Raw genomic sequence first — 17,461 nt, forward strand, 5'->3', positions numbered from 1 at the left:
ATTCAATGTCGTCATTTTTCCTGTGAGTTTTATTTGAAATCCGTTAAAATTATGTGGATATGATGTGGAGGATTTTCTTAAAAACAGTTATTATGATTTCAAAAAGGAGGCATCTCCATGCGTCGCTTAAGAATCAAAGAGCTTCATTCACGTAATGAAATGATGGAGGCCTTTCCAGTGATGAAGCAACTGCGAACACATCTTGATGAAAAAGTTTATCTTGAATTGATCAGTGAAGCGCAAGAAAAAGAGGGTTACAAAATGTTTGCCTTATTCCATGACAGCGACATTGTTGCAGTCATTGGTTTCCAGCCAATGATCACCCTATATTATGGGAAATTCATTTGGATCTGCGATTTGGTTACGGACTCGCATAGGCGTTCAGAGGGATACGGTGAAAAACTGCTTTCCTATGTTCATCAATGGGCAAAAGAAAATAAATACGAAAGGGTTGCATTATCTTCAGGGTTGCAGCGTACCGATGCACACCGGTTTTACGAAGAAAAAATGGGTTACGATAAAGTCAGTTTTGTTTTTAAAATAGATTTCTAAGGACGAGATTCGAAAAACTTCCGCAGCTCATGCTCATACAAGCCCCTTAACTCATGTTCTTTTTCATACATATCCTCACTGTCGGAAGGGGTTAGCTCAATCGATTTTATATGATTAATTCCCAAGTTTTTTTCAATTTCTTCAATTAACAAAGACTTTTTCATATTAATCAACTCGCTTTGTTTTAAGTTTTTCCTCTTATAAAAATGTAAGCAAAAAAGAACCTCCGCTCATGCCGGAGGTTCCCACTTTTTCCATTCATTCTCTACTTTCGATACGATAAAATTCGAGGTTATTCGGGGAGTGACAGGCACCCCCTTATTTTTTAAGCAAAGCCGCACCGGCGATTCCCGGGTTGGTCATTTCATGCGCATCCAGAATTTGATCTAGCTCTTCACCAGTCAACATGCCGAGTTCAAGGCAAAGCTCGCGGACAGAGCGGCCTGTTTCGATAGCTTCTCTCGCGATGGCTGCAGCGGCTTCGTATCCGATATGCGGGTTGACCGCGGTGATGATGCCCACGCTTGATTCAACGTAGTTCTTCATTCTTTCTTCGTTGGCAGTGATATCTGAAACGCAGTATTCTGTGAACACTCTAAAGCCGTTAGTCATTACCGTGATGGAATCCATTAAGTTGTAAACTAACACAGGTCCCATGACATTCAATTCGAATTGCCCAGCTTCCGAAGCAAGGGTGACAGTTTGGTCATTTCCGATGACTTGGAATGCAATTTGGTTGATGAGCTCAGCCATTACCGGGTTCACTTTTCCAGGCATGATGGATGAGCCCGGCTGTCTTGCAGGAAGGTTGAGTTCCGCAAGTCCTGCTCTTGGTCCTGATGCCATGAATCTTAGGTCATTTGCGATTTTGGACATATTTGTCATGCAGATTTTTAATGCGGCTGATACTTCCGTGTAGGCATCAGTGTTCTGCGTTGCATCCACCAAATTTTCCGCAGCGCTCATCGGCAGTCCGCTGATATCTTGGAGGTATTCAACGGCTAATTCGATATATTTTGGATCTGCGTTTAATCCTGAGCCAACTGCAGTTGCTCCAAGATTCACTTCGTAAAGCCCCTCTTTTGAACGGCGGATCCGTTTGATGTCCCTTCCGATAACGCGGCTGTATGCACCAAACTCTTGGCCAAGGCGAATCGGAACAGCATCCTGCAGATGTGTTCTTCCCATTTTTACAACATGGTCGAATTCTTTTTGCTTCTCATCAAAAGCAGCTTTCATGTCTTCCATGACTGCCAGCAATCCGTCAAGGACGTTCAAGACTGCCACATGGATAGCCGTTGGAACACTGTCGTTTGTGGATTGTGCCATATTGACATGGGAGTTTGGGCTGATTGTGGCGTAGTCGCCTTTCTTTTTGCCAATCAATTCAAGCGCTCGGTTGGCGATAATCTCGTTGGCATTCATATTCATCGATGTTCCGGCTCCGCCTTGGATCGGATCCACGATGAATTGATCATGCAGCTGCCCCTCAATAATTTCTTGGGAAGCCTCCACAATCGCCTGCCCAATTTCTCCTGGCAGCAGTCCGACTTCCGTGTTTGCCAATGCAGCCGCCTTTTTTACAATAGCTAATGCTTTAATGAGCTCTTCATGAAGTTTGTTTCCTGTAATCGGAAAGTTCTCCACAGCACGCATTGTTTGAATCCCATAGTATGCCTCGACGGGTACTTCTTTTTCTCCTAAAAAGTCTTTCTCCACTCGCGTTTCCATGACTGACGCTTCCATTTTTTCCGTCTCCCATCTGGTAATCTTTTACACGCATAAAAGTCTGCCCGGATCATTTTTTAAAGATCCGGGCAATCATATATTATTTTATAGTACTATATTACATCGTTATGCAGCTTTTGAAAACAGTAAGTTTTCAAAATTCGGTTTTCGTCCAAATTTTCTGCCATATTACAGACACACCTTCAGCATGTTAAATATATTTACGAAGAATATCATGATAATGATTGATTGAAAAAGAAGATCAACCCACTTTGAGGGCATATTATTGGAAAGGAAAGAGCCAATCAGGCCTCCTATGGCACCGCCCGCAAGCATGTAAACCAACGAGGACAGGTCGTATCCTGCGAACCCTTCCGTTAGCCAGACTAACATTAACGAGGACAGCTGTGAGAAAAATATGATGAAAATGGAGTTGGCGGCTGCTTCCTTGGTACCCATGGAAAAAGCCAGAGTGAGGACGGCTATGTTCAAGGGCCCGCCGCCGATGCCCAAAAATGCACCGATCATCCCAAGACCAAAGCCTATCAAAATGATCAAAAATATTTGGTGTAAACGATATGTATTCATTTTTTCTTTATTTTTTACCATGAAAAAGATGACTAGCATCAAAAATGCGAGCATACCTGACTGGCTAAAAGTAATCGCAGCGTCCTGATGGACTGCTTTTATAAGATAATCAAAAGTGTACTGTCCAACAATGCCTCCTATGACAGATCCGGCTGCAAGGATCAGGCTTGTTCTTTTCTCGACTCGCAAACCGGATTTTACAGTGCCCAAAAGTGAGACGGCCGCCATCATGAAAACAGTGGAGGAGGATAATATTCCAATTGTCGTGGGATCGTAATGACTCAGAAGGTCCAGGGCGGGCTTGATGATAATCCCGCCGCCGATTCCTGCGACTGCCCCAATAATGGAGGCAAGAAGACCGACCAAAAAATAAATGGCACCCATGCTGATCACTCCTGGAGAAGACTATTGAGCCGCTTCCTCAAACAACTCTCTTTCTCTCCATTTCCCGAATCGGTAATAGCCAAACGCAAGAATGCTGCTGATGACAAAGCTTGCCGCGATGCCGACGCCAATTCCTCTTTCCCCTATTAATTTAGCGAAAATGAACGTCAGCGGGTAACGCAGTACCCAGAAGGAAATGATGTTGAGCACAAGCACCTGGAACATAGCGCCCGACGCTCGGACCACTCCGTTCCACACGAAGTTGAGGCCAAGAAACGGATAGAAAAAAGCGATGATCTTCACATATTCCGTTCCAAAAGCTACTGCCCCTTCATCAGAAATGAACATGAGAATACCCCATCTTGCAAAAACAAAAATAATAAGTGCCGCCAAAATCATGGCTGCCAGGTTCAGCAACAAGGCATACATTGTAATCTGTCTGACCCGGTCCCATTGTTTGATGGCAATATTTTGTCCCGCCATACTGTTGACCGCTGTGCCGAGCGCATGAGCCGGCAGCATGATGATACTGTCGAGACGCTGCGCCGCACCAAAACCAGCCACCGCATCCGGACCGAATGAAGTGACAACACTCATGATCGCAGCAAGCCCCGCTGAGATCACCGTCATTTGAAGGCCAGATGGAATCCCCTGCTTTAAGATGATGGATGCCTCTTCCCTTTTCGGAAGTTTTGGCATGGAAAAAGGGATTTGCTTGAAGCGTATGCTGACAAACAGCCCGTACACAAACGCCGTTCCCTGTGCGACAACCGTCGCATAAGCCGCCCCTTCGATTCCCCAATCAAGGACGTAAATAAATAATGGGTCGAGAACTGCATTTAAAATGACTGCTGTCAAGACGAATCGGACAGGCGTTTTACTATTTCCAAGCGCCCTGAAAACAGTAGAAATAAAGTTATAGCCAAACAAAAACAAGATTCCAAGAAAGTTAATCTGCAAATAACTGACAGCATCAGCAATCATTGAAGAAGGAGTGCCAAGGAACTGGAGGATATTTTTTGCAAAAATAAATCCTGCAAGCCCGAGTGCAATGGCCATAACGCTTAAAATAATAACGAAAGCGTTGACAAAACTCTTTAACCTCGCTTCATCGTCCTTCCCTTTCAGCTGGGAAAGAACTGTCAGCGTTGCATTATTCACACCTATGATAAAAGAAAGAACAGTAAAAATGACCGTGCTCGAAACCGCCACAGCCCCCAGAGCATTCGCCCCTAGCAAGTTCCCTACCCACAGACTGTCGATAAATTGATAAGAAGTCTGGAGCAGATTGGTAACCAGGATTGGGAGTGAGAACGCAAGAAGCTGCTTTCCAATCGGGCCGGTCGTAAAATCCTGCTGTTTCATTGTTCGATATCCCCTCTTAAAAGATACTCCTCTCATTATATATACTCCTGGCAGTGAAAACATGGTTTTGGCTTTTGGTGTCCTAATCAATGATTGAATAATGCGTTAGAGGGCAGATGAAAATGTTTAATCAAACGTTTGATTAAAAAATGATGTTGTTTTAGCGGACACCCAGGGGAACCAGCGTGATTCCTGTATTTTTTCCATCTAATCAAACGTTTGATTAGATTAAATATGGAGACTAAATTAAGGATTGTAGAATTCAATTAATCGATTGATTAAGACAATGATATGCGGAAAAAACCTGCTGCTAATCATATGATTCGTTAAGAGTTTGATGTAAAGGAAAATGACGGTAGGGCTGTTAATCAAACGTTTGTTTAAAAATTGGGGTATTCCTGACGGACTTCCTGAAATCCTTGTCAACACTGACTTTTCTTCTATTGATCAAACGTTTGTTTAGATCAATGATGGGGATTGAATAAAAGATTGGTCATTTCAATTAAACAATTGATTAAGAGAATGATGGGCAGCAAATTGACAGGCGGCATCGGTGATACCCCGAATGGCCGTGGCGTTTGCTACAATGATGCCTTTGCCCGCTAATCAAACGTTTAATTAAAAAATACCGTATTCTAAGATAATCCCCTTAAACCCATGTCAATTCTAGCTCTTTTTCTACTAACCAAACGCTTGATTAGATCAATAGCGTGGATTAAATAACAGGTTGGTCCCTTCAATCAAACGTTTGATTAAAAATTTTACATAACCACAATTTGAAAAAAGAGAAACCCGGTTTCCCGGGTTCTATTAAAATCGTTCCACCAATTTTGAGTATAAATCCGCTCTCCGATTGGCCGTATAGCTCATTTTTGGGTCCAACTGCTGGTCGATTGGCATGTCCACTGTTTTAAGCCCTTCCGCCTGCTTCATCTGCAATAATATTTCTCCTGTAGCGTCAATGACCATACTATCTCCGCAGAAATCCAAATCGCCCTCTATCCCAAGTCGGTTGCAAATAATTATCGGAATTTCATTCTCCATCGCGCGTGCCCTGGAAAAGATATGGTGTTGCAGCTCGTACGGATGCATGTTGGCATTGACGATAACAATCATGTCCGCTCCTTGTAATTTCAAAGAACGTGCAATTTCCGGGAATTCAACATCAAAGCAGATCATCATCCCGATTTTCCCCAAAGGTGTTTCGATGACTTTAAATTCCGCTCCGGGAGTAAAATACTTCTTTTCTTCGTCGAACAGGTGGGATTTACGGTAAACTCCCAATACATCCCCATTATTATCAATCAGTGCGGAAGATATATAATAATGTTTTCCCTCTCCCTGTTCCGGAAAACTGATCGCCGCATATATTCCATGCTCGAGGCATAACTTCCTGACCTCTGTCATCCCCGGTCCATCTTCCGTTTCGGCCAGTTGGCCCAAACTCTCCCCAACCGAATAGCCTGTTAAAAATAATTCAGGAAATACGATCAAATCAGCTTGGTCCTTTTCCGCCTTAATCATCGCATCAGAAATCAATTGAAGATTATGTTGCTTATCTCCCAATTTAGGTGACAACTGTGCTATAGAAACTTTAATCGCTTTCATTTCTTCCCTCCTCATATTGAATATACCAAATTCCAAGTACGGGAGGAGTAAGAAAATTTTTAAAAACGTGATTGTGTGGGATTTCTCACTTTTTCCGCTTGAAGAAGCACGAGGCACTTAGATGTATTACCGATGACCGTGCTTTTGCACGAATTGCTGCTATGCCCGTTCACTTCAATTTCCCCCTTTATATATGCTACGATGCGCCTCTGTTCCAACCTTTATACGTTTAAGCAGGGACATATCCGCTTGATGTGTTGCACTTCAATCCTTATTAATTTTAAACGGGGAGAATCGTTTTAACGCGTATCCGTATTTCCAGAAGGAGCAGCCGCCAAAAGTAAAAAACAGATGGAGAACCTGACGGCCCCATCTGTTTCATATGGCAAGGACTTTTTTGATAGCCCTTTCTTAGTTCCCTTCCTTTACAATCGCTCCGCACACAACTCGATCTCCGGCATTCCCAGCGGGATCAGTGACATAATCATCCAGACCAGCGTGAATGACAAGCGCACTTCCGTCTTTATCCAATAAAGAGTTTGGTTTGCCTTGCTCTAGGGTGACGTCAGCAGTTTTTAAAAGTTCGTCCACTTTTCCTTCAGTATCTACTTCCAGATTCGGAAGGTCTCCAGCGTGATATCCTTTGGGATTATGGAAACCATGTTGCTTTTGACCAGGGTTGAAATGAGCACCGGCCGATTTAAAATCGGGTGGAGTACATTTTCCGGTTTCATGAATGTGAATCGCCCTTTTGCCAGGCTCAAGGCCTTGAGCCCTCACATGGATCGTCACGCCTTTCCCGTTTTCCGACAGCTCAGCTTCGCCGACTTTGTCTCCCTCTGTATTGAGCAAGTCAATATTGATCGGTGTTTCCGCGTTGACCGGCGCTGCCTCCTTGATTTTTTCCGGATCAGCTGTATCTTTTCCGCCACTGCAAGCACTTAGAATCACAAGCAAGATTATCGAATAAGGAATCATCTTTTTCAACATAAGGTACCTCCATATTTCAAAAGTTACTACCTGTATTTACCAACCCCTATTCATTTATACTTTTCCACGCCTTCTTTTACGGCATACAAGCCAGTCGGCTTTACTTATATCCCTAGGTCCGTTAAGATAAAATCAATATTTCATTGTAATCCTGTAGGAGTTGGTCAAATGAATGATACATGGGGATTATTACATTCCGGCCATGACGACGCCGCTATTAACATGGCTCTGGATGAGGCATTGATTAACTGGCACAGTGAGGGGAAAATCCCTCCAGTTCTACGATTTTATGGCTGGTCAACAGCAACGCTCTCCGTGGGACACTTTCAAAAGGTGGACCGCACCATTGACCTTGATGGAGTTAAACGGCATGGCTGCCAGTTTGTCCGCCGCCAGACCGGTGGAAGCGCAGTCTTGCATGATGATGAGTTAACATACAGCGTTGTTGTTTCAGAGTCCAAACCTTACATTTCCAAGTCGATTCGGGAAGCGTATTTTGAGTTGTCTAAAGGAATTATGGAAGGGTTTAATCAGCTCGGGATCAACGCCGACTATTCCATTCCGAAAGAACGCTTCAAGCAGGATCCGACTGCTGTTTGCTTTGAAAGGCCTTCCGATTATGAAATGCTCGTCGACGGCAAGAAAATTTCAGGAAACGCCCAGACAAGAAAAAAAGGCGTCCTGTTGCAGCACGGCTCTATTCCGTTCAGCATGGATAAGAAGGTCCTCTTTGATCTGTTCCTTTTTTCCGATGAAGATACAAGAGAAAGAAAGCGCTCTGCTTTTTCGCAAAAAGCAACCACCATCAACGAAGCTTCCGGCCGGGTAGTTACTTACGAGGAGGCCGAAAAAGCATTCCAAGCAGGCTTTGAAAAAGCGTTGAATCTTGAGTTTGTCCCATTCGAGCTGTCAGAAGAACAATGGAAAGAAGTCCAAGAACTGGCCGAATCGAAATACCGTTCAGATGATTGGAATTTAAATTTTCGAAAGAGAGTGTTGGCTCATGGCAAAAAATGAAGAGTACATAAGAAAGCCGGATTGGCTGAAAATCAAGATTAATACGAACGAATCCTATACAGGTTTGAAAAAACTGATGCGAAACAAGAGCTTGAATACGGTCTGCGAGGAAGCGCGCTGCCCGAATATCCACGAATGCTGGAGCGAGCGGAAGACTGCCACTTTCATGATCCTTGGCGATACGTGCACTAGAGGCTGTCGTTTTTGCGCGGTAAAAACAGGGCTTCCAACTGAGCTCGATTGGGGAGAGCCGGAGCGCGTAGCAGAGTCGGTAAAAATCATGGGCTTGAAGCATGTTGTTGTAACTGCGGTAGCTAGGGATGATTTAAAAGACGGGGGAGCGGCGGTTTTCGCGGAAACAGTACGAAGAATTCGAGAAGGCAACCCGGGTTGTACGATTGAAATTCTTCCTTCCGATATGAAAGGTGATTACGAGAGTCTCACCACATTGATGTCTAGTGCCCCAGATATTTTTAACCATAACATAGAAACGGTCAGACGCCTTACCCGCCGGGTCCGTGCACGCGCTATGTATGACCAGTCGTTGACATTGCTACAGCGTGTAAAAGAGATTTCACCTAAGACACCGACAAAATCAAGCATCATGGTCGGACTCGGTGAAACTAAGGAAGAAATCATTGAAACAATGGACGACTTACTTGCACATGACGTTGATATCATGACGATCGGGCAGTATTTGCAGCCTACGAAGAAACACTTGAAAGTTGAACGTTATTACCATCCGGACGAATTTGAAGAGCTGAAACAGATCGCTCTGTCCAAAGGATTCAGCCACTGTGAATCAGGCCCGCTCGTCCGCTCATCCTACCATGCAGACGAACAGGTCAACGCTGCATCCGCCCAAAGAAGAATTAAGTACATGAAGGGCTACGAAGATCAGGAGAAAAAAGAAGTGGACTTCACCTTTTAACCAAAAGGGGCTATCGATATCGATATAGCCCCTTTTGAAATTTTCCAAAACCTGGAATACTTTCTGGTGGGGGCAGCGAGGCTGACGGATCCCAGTATAAACAACCATCAATCATGGTGACCGTGATGATGAATGATGAAAAAAGCAATCGATCGGGTAACATGAAGCGGTCATAGGGACCGCTAAGATGAAAATAGCGAGTGGGCGGGTGCCATGAAGCAGTTATAGTGACCGCTAGGATAAAAATAGCGATCGAGCGGGTATCATGAAGCTGTCATAGTGACCGAGTGAAAGTTTTTTCTGCTTCATCGTTTACTTACAGTTTTTCTTAGTTCCCGCGAGGGCATTTTTTTCGCAGCAACGGTCACTTACAACTCTCCTTAATGACCGCTTGGACAGCTTTTCCCCTGCAACGGGCACTTACAGCTCTCCTTAGTGACCACTAGGACAGCTTTTCCACTAAAGCGGTCACTTAGAGACAAATTTGACGGCTTCTGACCACGCTCAGCCGCCATTGCAGCTCCAGAATCAGGAATGATAGAAATTTTTTCGTTCTTATTCACGCTCCCATTTCAATAAAGACCGTTCAGAAAGTCACTTTTCACCGACTTTCTGACGGTCTTTTTCTGATGGAAGATCCTTATGGATGCTGCCATCCTGCTTACACGGGGCAATCCCTGCTCTCAAGGTAATTATCCGGAGCTCACAGTGAATCGCCGGCATGAAAAGTACTGGCTCTTCTCATCGTTTCATTTCTTTTAAATCCATATCTTTCGTAAAACAAATGGGCATCTTCTGTCTTGAGACTCATATTGGTTTCCCTAATATCCGGGTGTTCCAAAATACAATCCATCAACCACTTTCCCAACCCATTTCCTCGGTAAGGTTCATCGATCACGACATCCATGAGCCATGAGAAAACGGCTTTATCGGTGGCTACCCTGGCGAAACCAATTTGCCTTTCCTCTGTATATATTCCAAAAGTAATGGAGTTTTCAATGCTCTTTACAATAGTGTCCCTCGGTCTGTCCGCTGCCCAGTATGTGCTTGCAAGCAGCCGGCAAACTGTATCCATATCAAGTTTCTCCTGTTGGTCACTCAAAACAAATTGGTCTTTTGTCCACTCCAAAAATGCCGCCTCCTCTCTCACCCTAGCTATTTAATTTATGGCATGTTTTTTGACATTTCTCGAGGAGTATTCATTACTTCCATTCTTTCGCAAGCATCCCGTAAACAGCATGGTCGACAAAATGGTCATACAGCCACTCACTTTCCCGGATACAGCCTTCGTGCTGAAATCCAAGCCGCTCCGGTACAGCCCTGCTTTTAAGATTCCCCATGGCCGCCCTGATTTCTACGCGGTTCATTTTCAATTCCGTAAACGCAAAATTGGTTAGCGCTTTGACAGAACGGACGATAATCCCGTGCCCTGTATAATGCTTGTCGAGCCAATATCCGATCGATCCGGATCTGTTGATCCAGTCGAATTCGTTGAACCCTGCTATTCCCACTATTTCATCTTTGTATACAACTGCTGTGTTCATGTTTTTATGCCTGGCAAAACCGTCGCGGCTGTGCTTAATAAAATTCCTAGTATCGTAAACGCTGTTCGTATCATCAAGCCATGGCAACCATTCACGCAAATAGCTCCTTGAACGGTCGGTTAATTCGAAAAGCCTCACCGCATCATTTTGATCGACGAGTTTTAAATAAATTTCTTCATCCACCACATGAACAAACATCTCGCCCACCTCCTGATTGGAAAAAATCTATGTCGGTCAATTGAAAATATCCATAATTTTTAAATTAAAAATATTATGATATCATTTTATTATGAACCATACAATCGTTTTAACAAAATATCCAATAGATTTTTCCCATTCAGTAAAAAAATGGACGGGGATTCGAATGATCCCCGTCCATCCTTAAGCCTCCAATTTATCAAAGGCAATTTGCGGTGGTTCTTTTTTAAAGAAATCAGTTGTAAATGCGAGGTAAACAATACCTAACAGAGCCCAAATTCCCCCTGCTATGATCGAGAAGATATCAAGGTTAGCCCATAGGTAAACGACAAATGCTAATCCAATTGATGGAAAAATAAGACTTCCGACAACCAGGCTAAACGTACGCGGTCCTTGATGTCTGAAAAAGTTGATGATCACGCAAAGGTTCACAAATGAAAAAGCTGTAAAAGCCCCTACATTTATCAAGGAAGAAGCTGCTTCCAGGCTTAGAAAAATAGCCGAAAGTGCCAAAACTCCAATAAGCAGGATGTTTGCTACCGGCGAGTTATATTTTGGATGCAAATATCCAAAGAAACGCTTAGGGAGAACCCCATCCCTTCCCATGGCATAAAGCAGTCTTGAAGCACTGACCTGTGATGCCAGGCCGGAGGCGAAACAAGAGAACAATGCCCCTGCGAGGAAAAAGGACAAGAATAAGTTCCCGCCGATAATTTGGGCAATTTCAGGAGAAGCCCCTTCAATATCGTTGAAAATAGAGACATCCGGAAATAGAGACTGCATAAAATAGGTAACCCCGAAAAAGAAAACGCCACCAATCCCCGCTACAAGAAGAATCGCTTTAGGTATGGTCTTTTTAGGTTTTACCGTATCCTCCGACAGTGTTGTAATGGCATCAAAACCAATAAACGATAAAGCCAATAAGGCCGCCGCCCCAAACAATCCTGATACGTCATCTCCTGAAGGGAAAATGTCACTGATAGGCATAAAGCTTTCAGGCCCTTTGACGATTGAACGAATGGTCAAATAAGTAAAAATTACCCCGACCAACGCTTGGAATCCAACGAGAAGCAAGTTCACGGACGCAGCTATTTTTACACCGAATATATTTAAAAAGCTGATGATTACGATTAATCCCACTATCCAGACCCAGCCCGGGACCTCAGGAAAACCAGCGGAAAGATAAATGTCAGCAAGCAAGGCGTTGATCATCGGCAGGGCGATATAAGCAATAAAAGTTACCCAGCCAACAATGACACCTAAATAAGGATTTATAATGTTCCTCGTATACGTATAGACAGATCCAGCATTTGGAAATTGCCGGACAAGCTTTCCGTAACTTAATGCCGTGAACAGGATGGCAATAAATACAACGATGTAGGCAGCCGGAACGTGTCCGGACGATATGTCTGATGCGATTCCGAAAGTGTCAAACACCGCCATTGGCGCCATGTATGCCAGTCCGATAGCAACAACATGTATTAACTTTAATCTTCTTTCGATTTGATTGGTTTGTTCCATAAAAACATCATACCTCTCAAGTTGAAATGTAGCGCATAGAAGCGGCATCCACCTGTATACGTTTTCAAAAAGCAGTCAATTTCATTTTTCAAGGAAATCATGCCCGGCAGCTGATAGTCAGGCATGATTCACCATTAGTCCAAATTAACCCAGACACTCTTTACTTCTGTGTAATTTTCCAAGGCGTAAGAACCCATTTCACGCCCAATTCCGGATTGCTTATATCCTCCAAAAGGTACTGCAGCGTTCGTGAGATTATAGCAGTTGACCCATACAGATCCTGCCTTTAATTTACCGGCAACAACGTGGGCGTTCTTTAGGTTCTCAGTCCAAAGTCCCGCTCCAAGGCCATAAGGGCTGTTATTTGCACGTTCAACCACTTCATCGATTGTTTTATACGGCATGCAGGCGACGACTGGACCAAAAATTTCTTCCCTCGCAATCGTCATATGGTCTTCTGCAGAAAAAACTGTCGGCTGAACGAAATATCCTTTGTCCAAACTTTCTCCGCCAGCTAGAAGCTTCGCGCCTTCGTCCAGACCTTTTTGAATATAGGATGTGACGATGTCTAGCTGCCTCTTTGAAACGAGCGGTCCCATTTGTGTATCTTCTGCAAGGCCGTTTCCCAGCTTTACTCTCTTCGCGTAATCAGCGAGACGTTCCATTACCTCGTCGTACATTTGCTCTGGAATATAGGCTCTTGAACCTGCGCAGCATACTTCTCCCTGGTTGGCCATGATTCCGTTAAATACACCAGGAATGGCCTTATCCAGGTCTGCATCAGGCAAGATAATGTTCGGTGATTTTCCGCCGAGCTCCAACGTTACGCGTTTCATTGTATCCGCTGCTGTTTTCATAATCGACTTTCCGACAGCCGTAGAGCCGGTGAAAGCAATTTTATTCACTTTCGGATGCTTAACAAGCGCATCGCCTGCTGATTTTCCAAAACCAGGGACAATATTGACAACCCCTTCAGGGAAGCCCGCTTCTTCAATGAGCTTGCCCAAATAAAGTGCTGACAGAGGCGTCTGTTCAGCAGGTTTTAAAATGATCGTACATCCTGTAGCAAGTGCTGGAGCAATTTTCCACAGCGCCATCATAAGCGGGAAGTTCCAAGGAATAATCTGTCCAACTACGCCAACAGGTTCGTGGCGAGTATAGTTGAGAAATGAATTGGAAACTGGGATTGTTTGGCCTGTCATTTTCGTTGTCCAGCCCGCAAAGTATCTGAGCTGTTCGATAGCGTCAGGCACATCGGCGATTCTCATTTCATTGATCGGTTTACCGTTGTCCAGCGTGTCCAGCTGGGCAAGAACTTCAAAGTCCCTTTCCATTAAATCAGCTAGCTTATGCATCAATTTGGCACGATCAGCTGCACTGATTCTTGACCAAGGTCCCTCTTCAAAAGCTGTTGCTGCAGCTTCAACCGCTTTATCAATATCTTTTTCACGAGCTTCATACACGTGGGCCAACACTTCCCCTGTTGCAGGGTTATGCGTTTCGAATGTATGACCTTCAACAGATTCATGCCAGCCGCCATTTATGAATAACTTTTGCGGCCCCTGTAAAAAGTCACTTACCTTTGGATGAAGTGGTAAATTTTCATCAGATGTCATCTTTTCAACCCCCTTATCAAAAAGTGGACTGGCCGGGCATTCCGGCCAGTCTTTCATTGTAAAAGTTTAGCTGTATAAAAGATTGCCAAACACGGAAAAATTCTCTATGAACTTCTCTTAGTGCCCGTTTGGGCGGTTATCCTGCCTGCTTGGGCACGATTAGCCACGATTCGTTACCGTCTGGGCGATCATCCGGCCTATTCGGGCACGATTAACTGCGATTTGTTACCGTTTGGGCAATTTTCCGGCCTGCTCAGGCACGATTAGCAACCCTGTGTACCCGTGTTTGCCATATTTCCCCCAACTCAGGCATTATGGCCTCAGCTTTTTTGGAGTCCAGCGGCGCACAGATGTGCTAGTGCCACTGAATCCACAGGATGCGGTGTTCTGTCAGGCGGCCTGCGCTTGTCTTATGCTTGTCGGGGCCGTTCGGGGCGCTTCCGCTTTTCCTCACTGTCCAGCTCCGGGCTCCAGCGACTAGCAGACTTTGCGCCTCCTCCTACGATAAGTCAACATCGGCTCCGACGGACAGGACGTCCTAGTGCCACCGAAGCCACAGGATGTGGCGGTCTGAGGCGGCCTTCGGCGCCGTTTTTCTTTTATCTCGTCGAAGGCCACTCTAGTCTGTACGTTGCTAAATGTCACCCTACACTTTTTCTTTCTTAAAGCGTTTTCGCAAATGCAGCTATTGACTCGTCAACGATGGCGATAATTCTTTCGACTTCCTCTTTATTTACGACCAACGGAGGAGCAATCGCTACGATGTTCATGCCAGGAGTAAAGGCGAATGGTCTGATTAAAAGACCTCTTTTGTAGGATTCTTCCACAACTGTAACAGCTGCTTGGATTGATCCGTCAAATGGCTTGCCTGCTGCTGGATCTTCCATCAAATCGAATCCGGCAAGAAGGCCTCTGTTTCTTGTGTTTCCAACAAAAGCATATTTATCTTCCAAATAGGCTAGACCTTTTTTCAACTCGTCTCCCATGACTCTTGCGTTTTCAATCAGGCCGTCACGCTCAAGAATTTCAAGGTTTTTCAAGCCGACTGCGCACGCTGTTGGATGTCCGCTGTACGTAAATCCGTGAGGGAGCATTCCGTCGTATGTGTGGAATGTATCTCTGATTTCATCAGTCATGAGCACGCCGCCAAGCTGTACATAACCGCTTGTCATCCCTTTAGCCACACACATGAAATCAGGAACAACATCCCAATGATCCACACCGAACATTTTTCCGGTTCTTCCGAATCCGCAGATGATTTCGTCGGCAATCATGTGAATGTCAAACTCGTCGCAAAGCGCACGAACTGCTTTCAAGTAACCTTCTGGTGGAACATGTACGCCGCCGGCACCTTGGACTGGCTCTAGGATGACAGCCGCAACTTTATCAGCGCCTTCTTTCTCAATAATGCTTCTGATGGAGCCTTCATACTCAGGATGGCTTTTGTCGCCAAGCTCGCATTCAGTCAAATGAGGCTTCGCGTTGACGATATTAGGATCCCCTGATCCGGAGAATTCACGGTAAGCGTCAATTCCTGTTGCCCTTTGGGTTGCAATGGTAACTCCGTGATAGCCTCTTCTTAAAGAAATAATGAGTTTCTTGTCTTTCTTTCCTTTTAAATCCCAATAAGATCTGGACAATTTAAAAGCTGTATCGTTGGATTCTGATCCGCCGGAAGTATAGAAAATGGTATTCAAGTCGCCAGGTGTGACTTCGGCAATTTTTTCAGCCAAACGTACAGACGCTTCATTCGAATATCCATAGAAGGTAGTTGTGTAAGCCGCTTTCGTCATTTGCTCATAGGCCGCTTCGGCCAATTCTTTCACACCATGACCAACGTTTACGTTCCAAAGCATGGAAACTCCGTCGATGTATGTTTTGCCTCCCATGTCTTTTAAATAAATGCCTTCTCCGCTTTCAAAAATCAGTTTTGGACCGATTTCAGAATGAAGTTTTGGATTAGTGGACGGATGAAGAATATGTTTTTTATCCAGTGCAGATAGCTCGTTGAATAATGTTTCAGTTTGTTGACTCATTTAAATCTCCCCTTTAATTGTTTTGTTATTGGTAAGGCGCCAGGCGCCGAAATACTATTTGGTACCTGCCAGCTTTTGAACAACATACAAAAGGACGTTCGCCCCTTTTTCAATGTCATCATCCAGCGTAAGTTCCTCCTCGTTGTGGCTGATTCCGTCAATGCTCGGCACAAAAATCATGCCGGAATCTGCCACTCCGGCCATATATTTTGCATCATGGCCTGGACCGCTGAACAATTCCAGAGATGAATATCCAAATTTATCCACAGCTTCTTGAATGGCATCTTTGACAGCCGGTGCGAATAAGGTTGTCTCTGTATTCCAATCAGTCGTGATCGTCAATTCCACTTCGCTCATCAATGCAATAGCACTGAGCTGCTCTTTTAATCTTTCGAAAGCATGAGACCGTAATTCATTGTCCTCGTGGCGAATATCAATCGTAAATTCCACCTCTCCAGGAATTACGTTTGTGACATTCGGTCTTACATCCATTTTTCCGATGGTAGTTTTTAAGCCTTTGATCTCATCCGTGATCTCATTAACTTTTAAAATCATCTTGGAAGCAGCCACAAGTGCATCTTTCCTGTTTTCCATCGGAGTCGGCCCTGCGTGGTTCGTTTTTCCAGTCACCTTTACCGTGAACCAGTCAATACCTTGGATTCCCTGCACAACACCGATTGTTTTTTCCTTGTCATGTAAAATCGGTCCTTGCTCGATATGCAGTTCTATGAAGTTTTTGACATTTGTCAGCCGATTCTTGGAATCTCCCAAATAATCAATGTCTGTCAGAGCCTGCTCAAAGGAGATCCCTTCAGCATCCTTGATGCCATATATGTAATCCTTTGTGAAATCTCCGGTAATTCCGCCGGACCCAAGCATCGGTGGAGCGAAACGGGCTCCCTCTTCATTGGTAAAATTGACAATTTCCACTGGATATTCGGTTTCAATATCGTTTTCATTCAGAATGCGGATTACTTCCAGTGCGGACAATACTCCTAAAATACCATCATACTTGCCTCCGCATGGCTGTGTATCCAAGTGGGATCCGATGGCAACAGACGGTCCATCTTCAAGCTTCCCTTTTCTTTTTCCATATATGTTTCCAAAATCGTCTATTCTTACTTCAAGACCTTCCTCTTTTAACCAGTCGACAAATATATCGCGCATGTTTTTATCAGCTTCCGATAACGCCAGGCGGTTTAATCCCCCGTTTCCGGATGGGCCGATGGAAGAGCTTACTTTTATCGTTTCAAGCAAACGCTCTCTGTTTACTTTCAATAATGTCTTTTCCATACGCATCCTCCTCACTATACAAATGTTGCAAGAACCATGCCAAACCTTAATCCCTTTAAAATTAAAGCCTTTTCATTTAGGAGAATAGTA

At 44.4% G+C, this 17,461-nt stretch carries 16 protein-coding genes; 4 read left to right on the forward strand and 12 right to left on the reverse strand.

Going from position 1 to position 17,461, the window contains the following annotated elements:
* The first annotated feature begins 117 nt into the window (after positions 1-117).
* Positions 118-552 carry a GNAT family N-acetyltransferase gene (locus tag D4T97_RS11795; RefSeq protein WP_126050924.1) on the forward strand — a complete coding sequence of 145 codons (435 nt, stop codon included), beginning with the start codon at positions 118-120 and terminating at the stop codon, positions 550-552.
* On the opposite strand, the gene D4T97_RS20525 is transcribed toward D4T97_RS11795, so the two are convergent.
* From D4T97_RS20525 to D4T97_RS11810, 4 genes are all read right to left on the reverse strand, one after another.
* On the reverse strand, positions 549-716 hold the full coding sequence (locus D4T97_RS20525; RefSeq protein ID WP_164525554.1) for a hypothetical protein: 168 nt from the start codon (positions 714-716) through the stop codon (positions 549-551). The two genes, D4T97_RS11795 and D4T97_RS20525, sit on opposite strands and share 4 nt — an antisense overlap.
* Before the next feature lie 154 nt (positions 717-870).
* Complete coding sequence (aspA, locus tag D4T97_RS11800; RefSeq protein WP_235872229.1) at positions 871-2,298, reverse strand: aspartate ammonia-lyase; 1,428 nt, start codon at positions 2,296-2,298, stop codon at positions 871-873.
* A 171-nt stretch (positions 2,299-2,469) separates the two neighbouring features.
* Positions 2,470-3,252, reverse strand: a complete 783-nt coding sequence (locus tag D4T97_RS11805; protein WP_126050926.1) for a sulfite exporter TauE/SafE family protein — start codon at positions 3,250-3,252, stop codon at positions 2,470-2,472.
* 21 nt (positions 3,253-3,273) lie between these two features.
* Positions 3,274-4,617, reverse strand: a complete 1,344-nt coding sequence (locus tag D4T97_RS11810) for an MATE family efflux transporter (protein WP_126051001.1) — start codon at positions 4,615-4,617, stop codon at positions 3,274-3,276.
* A gap of 477 nt (positions 4,618-5,094) precedes the next feature.
* Here D4T97_RS11810 and D4T97_RS20925 point away from each other — a divergent pair, with 477 nt between their 5' ends.
* The gene (locus D4T97_RS20925; RefSeq protein ID WP_268920431.1) at positions 5,095-5,223 is read left to right on the forward strand and encodes a hypothetical protein; all 129 of its coding nucleotides are present in this window, start codon (positions 5,095-5,097) and stop codon (positions 5,221-5,223) included.
* Positions 5,224-5,427: 204 nt separating this feature from the next.
* Here the strand turns inward: D4T97_RS20925 and D4T97_RS11815 are convergent, their stop codons facing one another.
* Both D4T97_RS11815 and D4T97_RS11820 read right to left on the reverse strand, forming a co-directional pair.
* Positions 5,428-6,225 carry a carbon-nitrogen hydrolase family protein gene (locus D4T97_RS11815; RefSeq protein WP_126050928.1) on the reverse strand — a complete coding sequence of 266 codons (798 nt, stop codon included), beginning with the start codon at positions 6,223-6,225 and terminating at the stop codon, positions 5,428-5,430.
* A 411-nt stretch (positions 6,226-6,636) separates the two neighbouring features.
* Positions 6,637-7,215 carry a superoxide dismutase family protein gene (locus tag D4T97_RS11820; RefSeq protein WP_206435562.1) on the reverse strand — a complete coding sequence of 193 codons (579 nt, stop codon included), beginning with the start codon at positions 7,213-7,215 and terminating at the stop codon, positions 6,637-6,639.
* A 168-nt stretch (positions 7,216-7,383) separates the two neighbouring features.
* Between D4T97_RS11820 and D4T97_RS11825 the strand changes: the two genes are divergently transcribed.
* Both D4T97_RS11825 and lipA read left to right on the forward strand, forming a co-directional pair.
* Positions 7,384-8,232: a lipoate--protein ligase family protein gene (locus D4T97_RS11825; protein ID WP_126050930.1), complete on the forward strand. Its 849-nt coding sequence runs from the start codon at positions 7,384-7,386 to the stop codon at positions 8,230-8,232.
* Positions 8,219-9,163, forward strand: a complete 945-nt coding sequence (lipA, locus tag D4T97_RS11830) for a lipoyl synthase (protein ID WP_126050932.1) — start codon at positions 8,219-8,221, stop codon at positions 9,161-9,163. Before D4T97_RS11825 ends, lipA begins: the two co-directional genes overlap by 14 nt.
* A gap of 703 nt (positions 9,164-9,866) precedes the next feature.
* Here the strand turns inward: lipA and D4T97_RS11835 are convergent.
* From D4T97_RS11835 to D4T97_RS11860, 6 genes are all read right to left on the reverse strand, one after another.
* On the reverse strand, positions 9,867-10,292 hold the full coding sequence (locus tag D4T97_RS11835) for a GNAT family N-acetyltransferase (RefSeq protein ID WP_126050934.1): 426 nt from the start codon (positions 10,290-10,292) through the stop codon (positions 9,867-9,869).
* A gap of 73 nt (positions 10,293-10,365) precedes the next feature.
* Complete coding sequence (locus D4T97_RS11840; RefSeq protein WP_126050936.1) at positions 10,366-10,905, reverse strand: GNAT family N-acetyltransferase; 540 nt, start codon at positions 10,903-10,905, stop codon at positions 10,366-10,368.
* Positions 10,906-11,088: 183 nt separating this feature from the next.
* On the reverse strand, positions 11,089-12,426 hold the full coding sequence (locus D4T97_RS11845; RefSeq protein WP_126050937.1) for an APC family permease: 1,338 nt from the start codon (positions 12,424-12,426) through the stop codon (positions 11,089-11,091).
* Positions 12,427-12,560: 134 nt separating this feature from the next.
* The gene (locus D4T97_RS11850; RefSeq protein ID WP_126050939.1) at positions 12,561-14,042 is read right to left on the reverse strand and encodes an aldehyde dehydrogenase family protein; all 1,482 of its coding nucleotides are present in this window, start codon (positions 14,040-14,042) and stop codon (positions 12,561-12,563) included.
* A 662-nt stretch (positions 14,043-14,704) separates the two neighbouring features.
* Complete coding sequence (locus D4T97_RS11855) at positions 14,705-16,078, reverse strand: aminotransferase family protein (protein ID WP_126050941.1); 1,374 nt, start codon at positions 16,076-16,078, stop codon at positions 14,705-14,707.
* A gap of 54 nt (positions 16,079-16,132) precedes the next feature.
* The gene (locus D4T97_RS11860; RefSeq protein WP_126050943.1) at positions 16,133-17,371 is read right to left on the reverse strand and encodes a M20 family metallo-hydrolase; all 1,239 of its coding nucleotides are present in this window, start codon (positions 17,369-17,371) and stop codon (positions 16,133-16,135) included.
* Positions 17,372-17,461: the final 90 nt, after the last annotated feature.

The organism is Siminovitchia acidinfaciens (genome assembly GCF_003605385.1).
Lineage (GTDB): Bacteria > Bacillota > Bacilli > Bacillales > Bacillaceae_C > Siminovitchia > Siminovitchia acidinfaciens.

Bases quoted from the DNA above. Each gene is read 5' to 3' on its own strand.
- D4T97_RS11795 (WP_126050924.1), top strand. From the start codon at position 118: ATGCGTCGCTTAAGAATCAAAGAGCTTCATTCACGTAATGAAATGATG.
- D4T97_RS11850 (WP_126050939.1), bottom strand. From the start codon at position 14,042: ATGACATCTGATGAAAATTTACCACTTCATCCAAAGGTAAGTGACTTT.
- lipA (WP_126050932.1), top strand. From the start codon at position 8,219: ATGGCAAAAAATGAAGAGTACATAAGAAAGCCGGATTGGCTGAAAATC.
- D4T97_RS11840 (WP_126050936.1), bottom strand. From the start codon at position 10,905: ATGTTTGTTCATGTGGTGGATGAAGAAATTTATTTAAAACTCGTCGAT.
- D4T97_RS11825 (WP_126050930.1), top strand. From the start codon at position 7,384: ATGAATGATACATGGGGATTATTACATTCCGGCCATGACGACGCCGCT.
- D4T97_RS11820 (WP_206435562.1), bottom strand. From the start codon at position 7,215: ATGTTGAAAAAGATGATTCCTTATTCGATAATCTTGCTTGTGATTCTA.
- D4T97_RS11845 (WP_126050937.1), bottom strand. From the start codon at position 12,426: ATGGAACAAACCAATCAAATCGAAAGAAGATTAAAGTTAATACATGTT.
- D4T97_RS20525 (WP_164525554.1), bottom strand. From the start codon at position 716: ATGAAAAAGTCTTTGTTAATTGAAGAAATTGAAAAAAACTTGGGAATT.
- D4T97_RS11855 (WP_126050941.1), bottom strand. From the start codon at position 16,078: ATGAGTCAACAAACTGAAACATTATTCAACGAGCTATCTGCACTGGAT.
- D4T97_RS11805 (WP_126050926.1), bottom strand. From the start codon at position 3,252: ATGGGTGCCATTTATTTTTTGGTCGGTCTTCTTGCCTCCATTATTGGG.
- D4T97_RS11815 (WP_126050928.1), bottom strand. From the start codon at position 6,225: ATGAAAGCGATTAAAGTTTCTATAGCACAGTTGTCACCTAAATTGGGA.
- D4T97_RS11810 (WP_126051001.1), bottom strand. From the start codon at position 4,617: ATGAAACAGCAGGATTTTACGACCGGCCCGATTGGAAAGCAGCTTCTT.
- aspA (WP_235872229.1), bottom strand. From the start codon at position 2,298: ATGGAAGCGTCAGTCATGGAAACGCGAGTGGAGAAAGACTTTTTAGGA.
- D4T97_RS11860 (WP_126050943.1), bottom strand. From the start codon at position 17,371: ATGGAAAAGACATTATTGAAAGTAAACAGAGAGCGTTTGCTTGAAACG.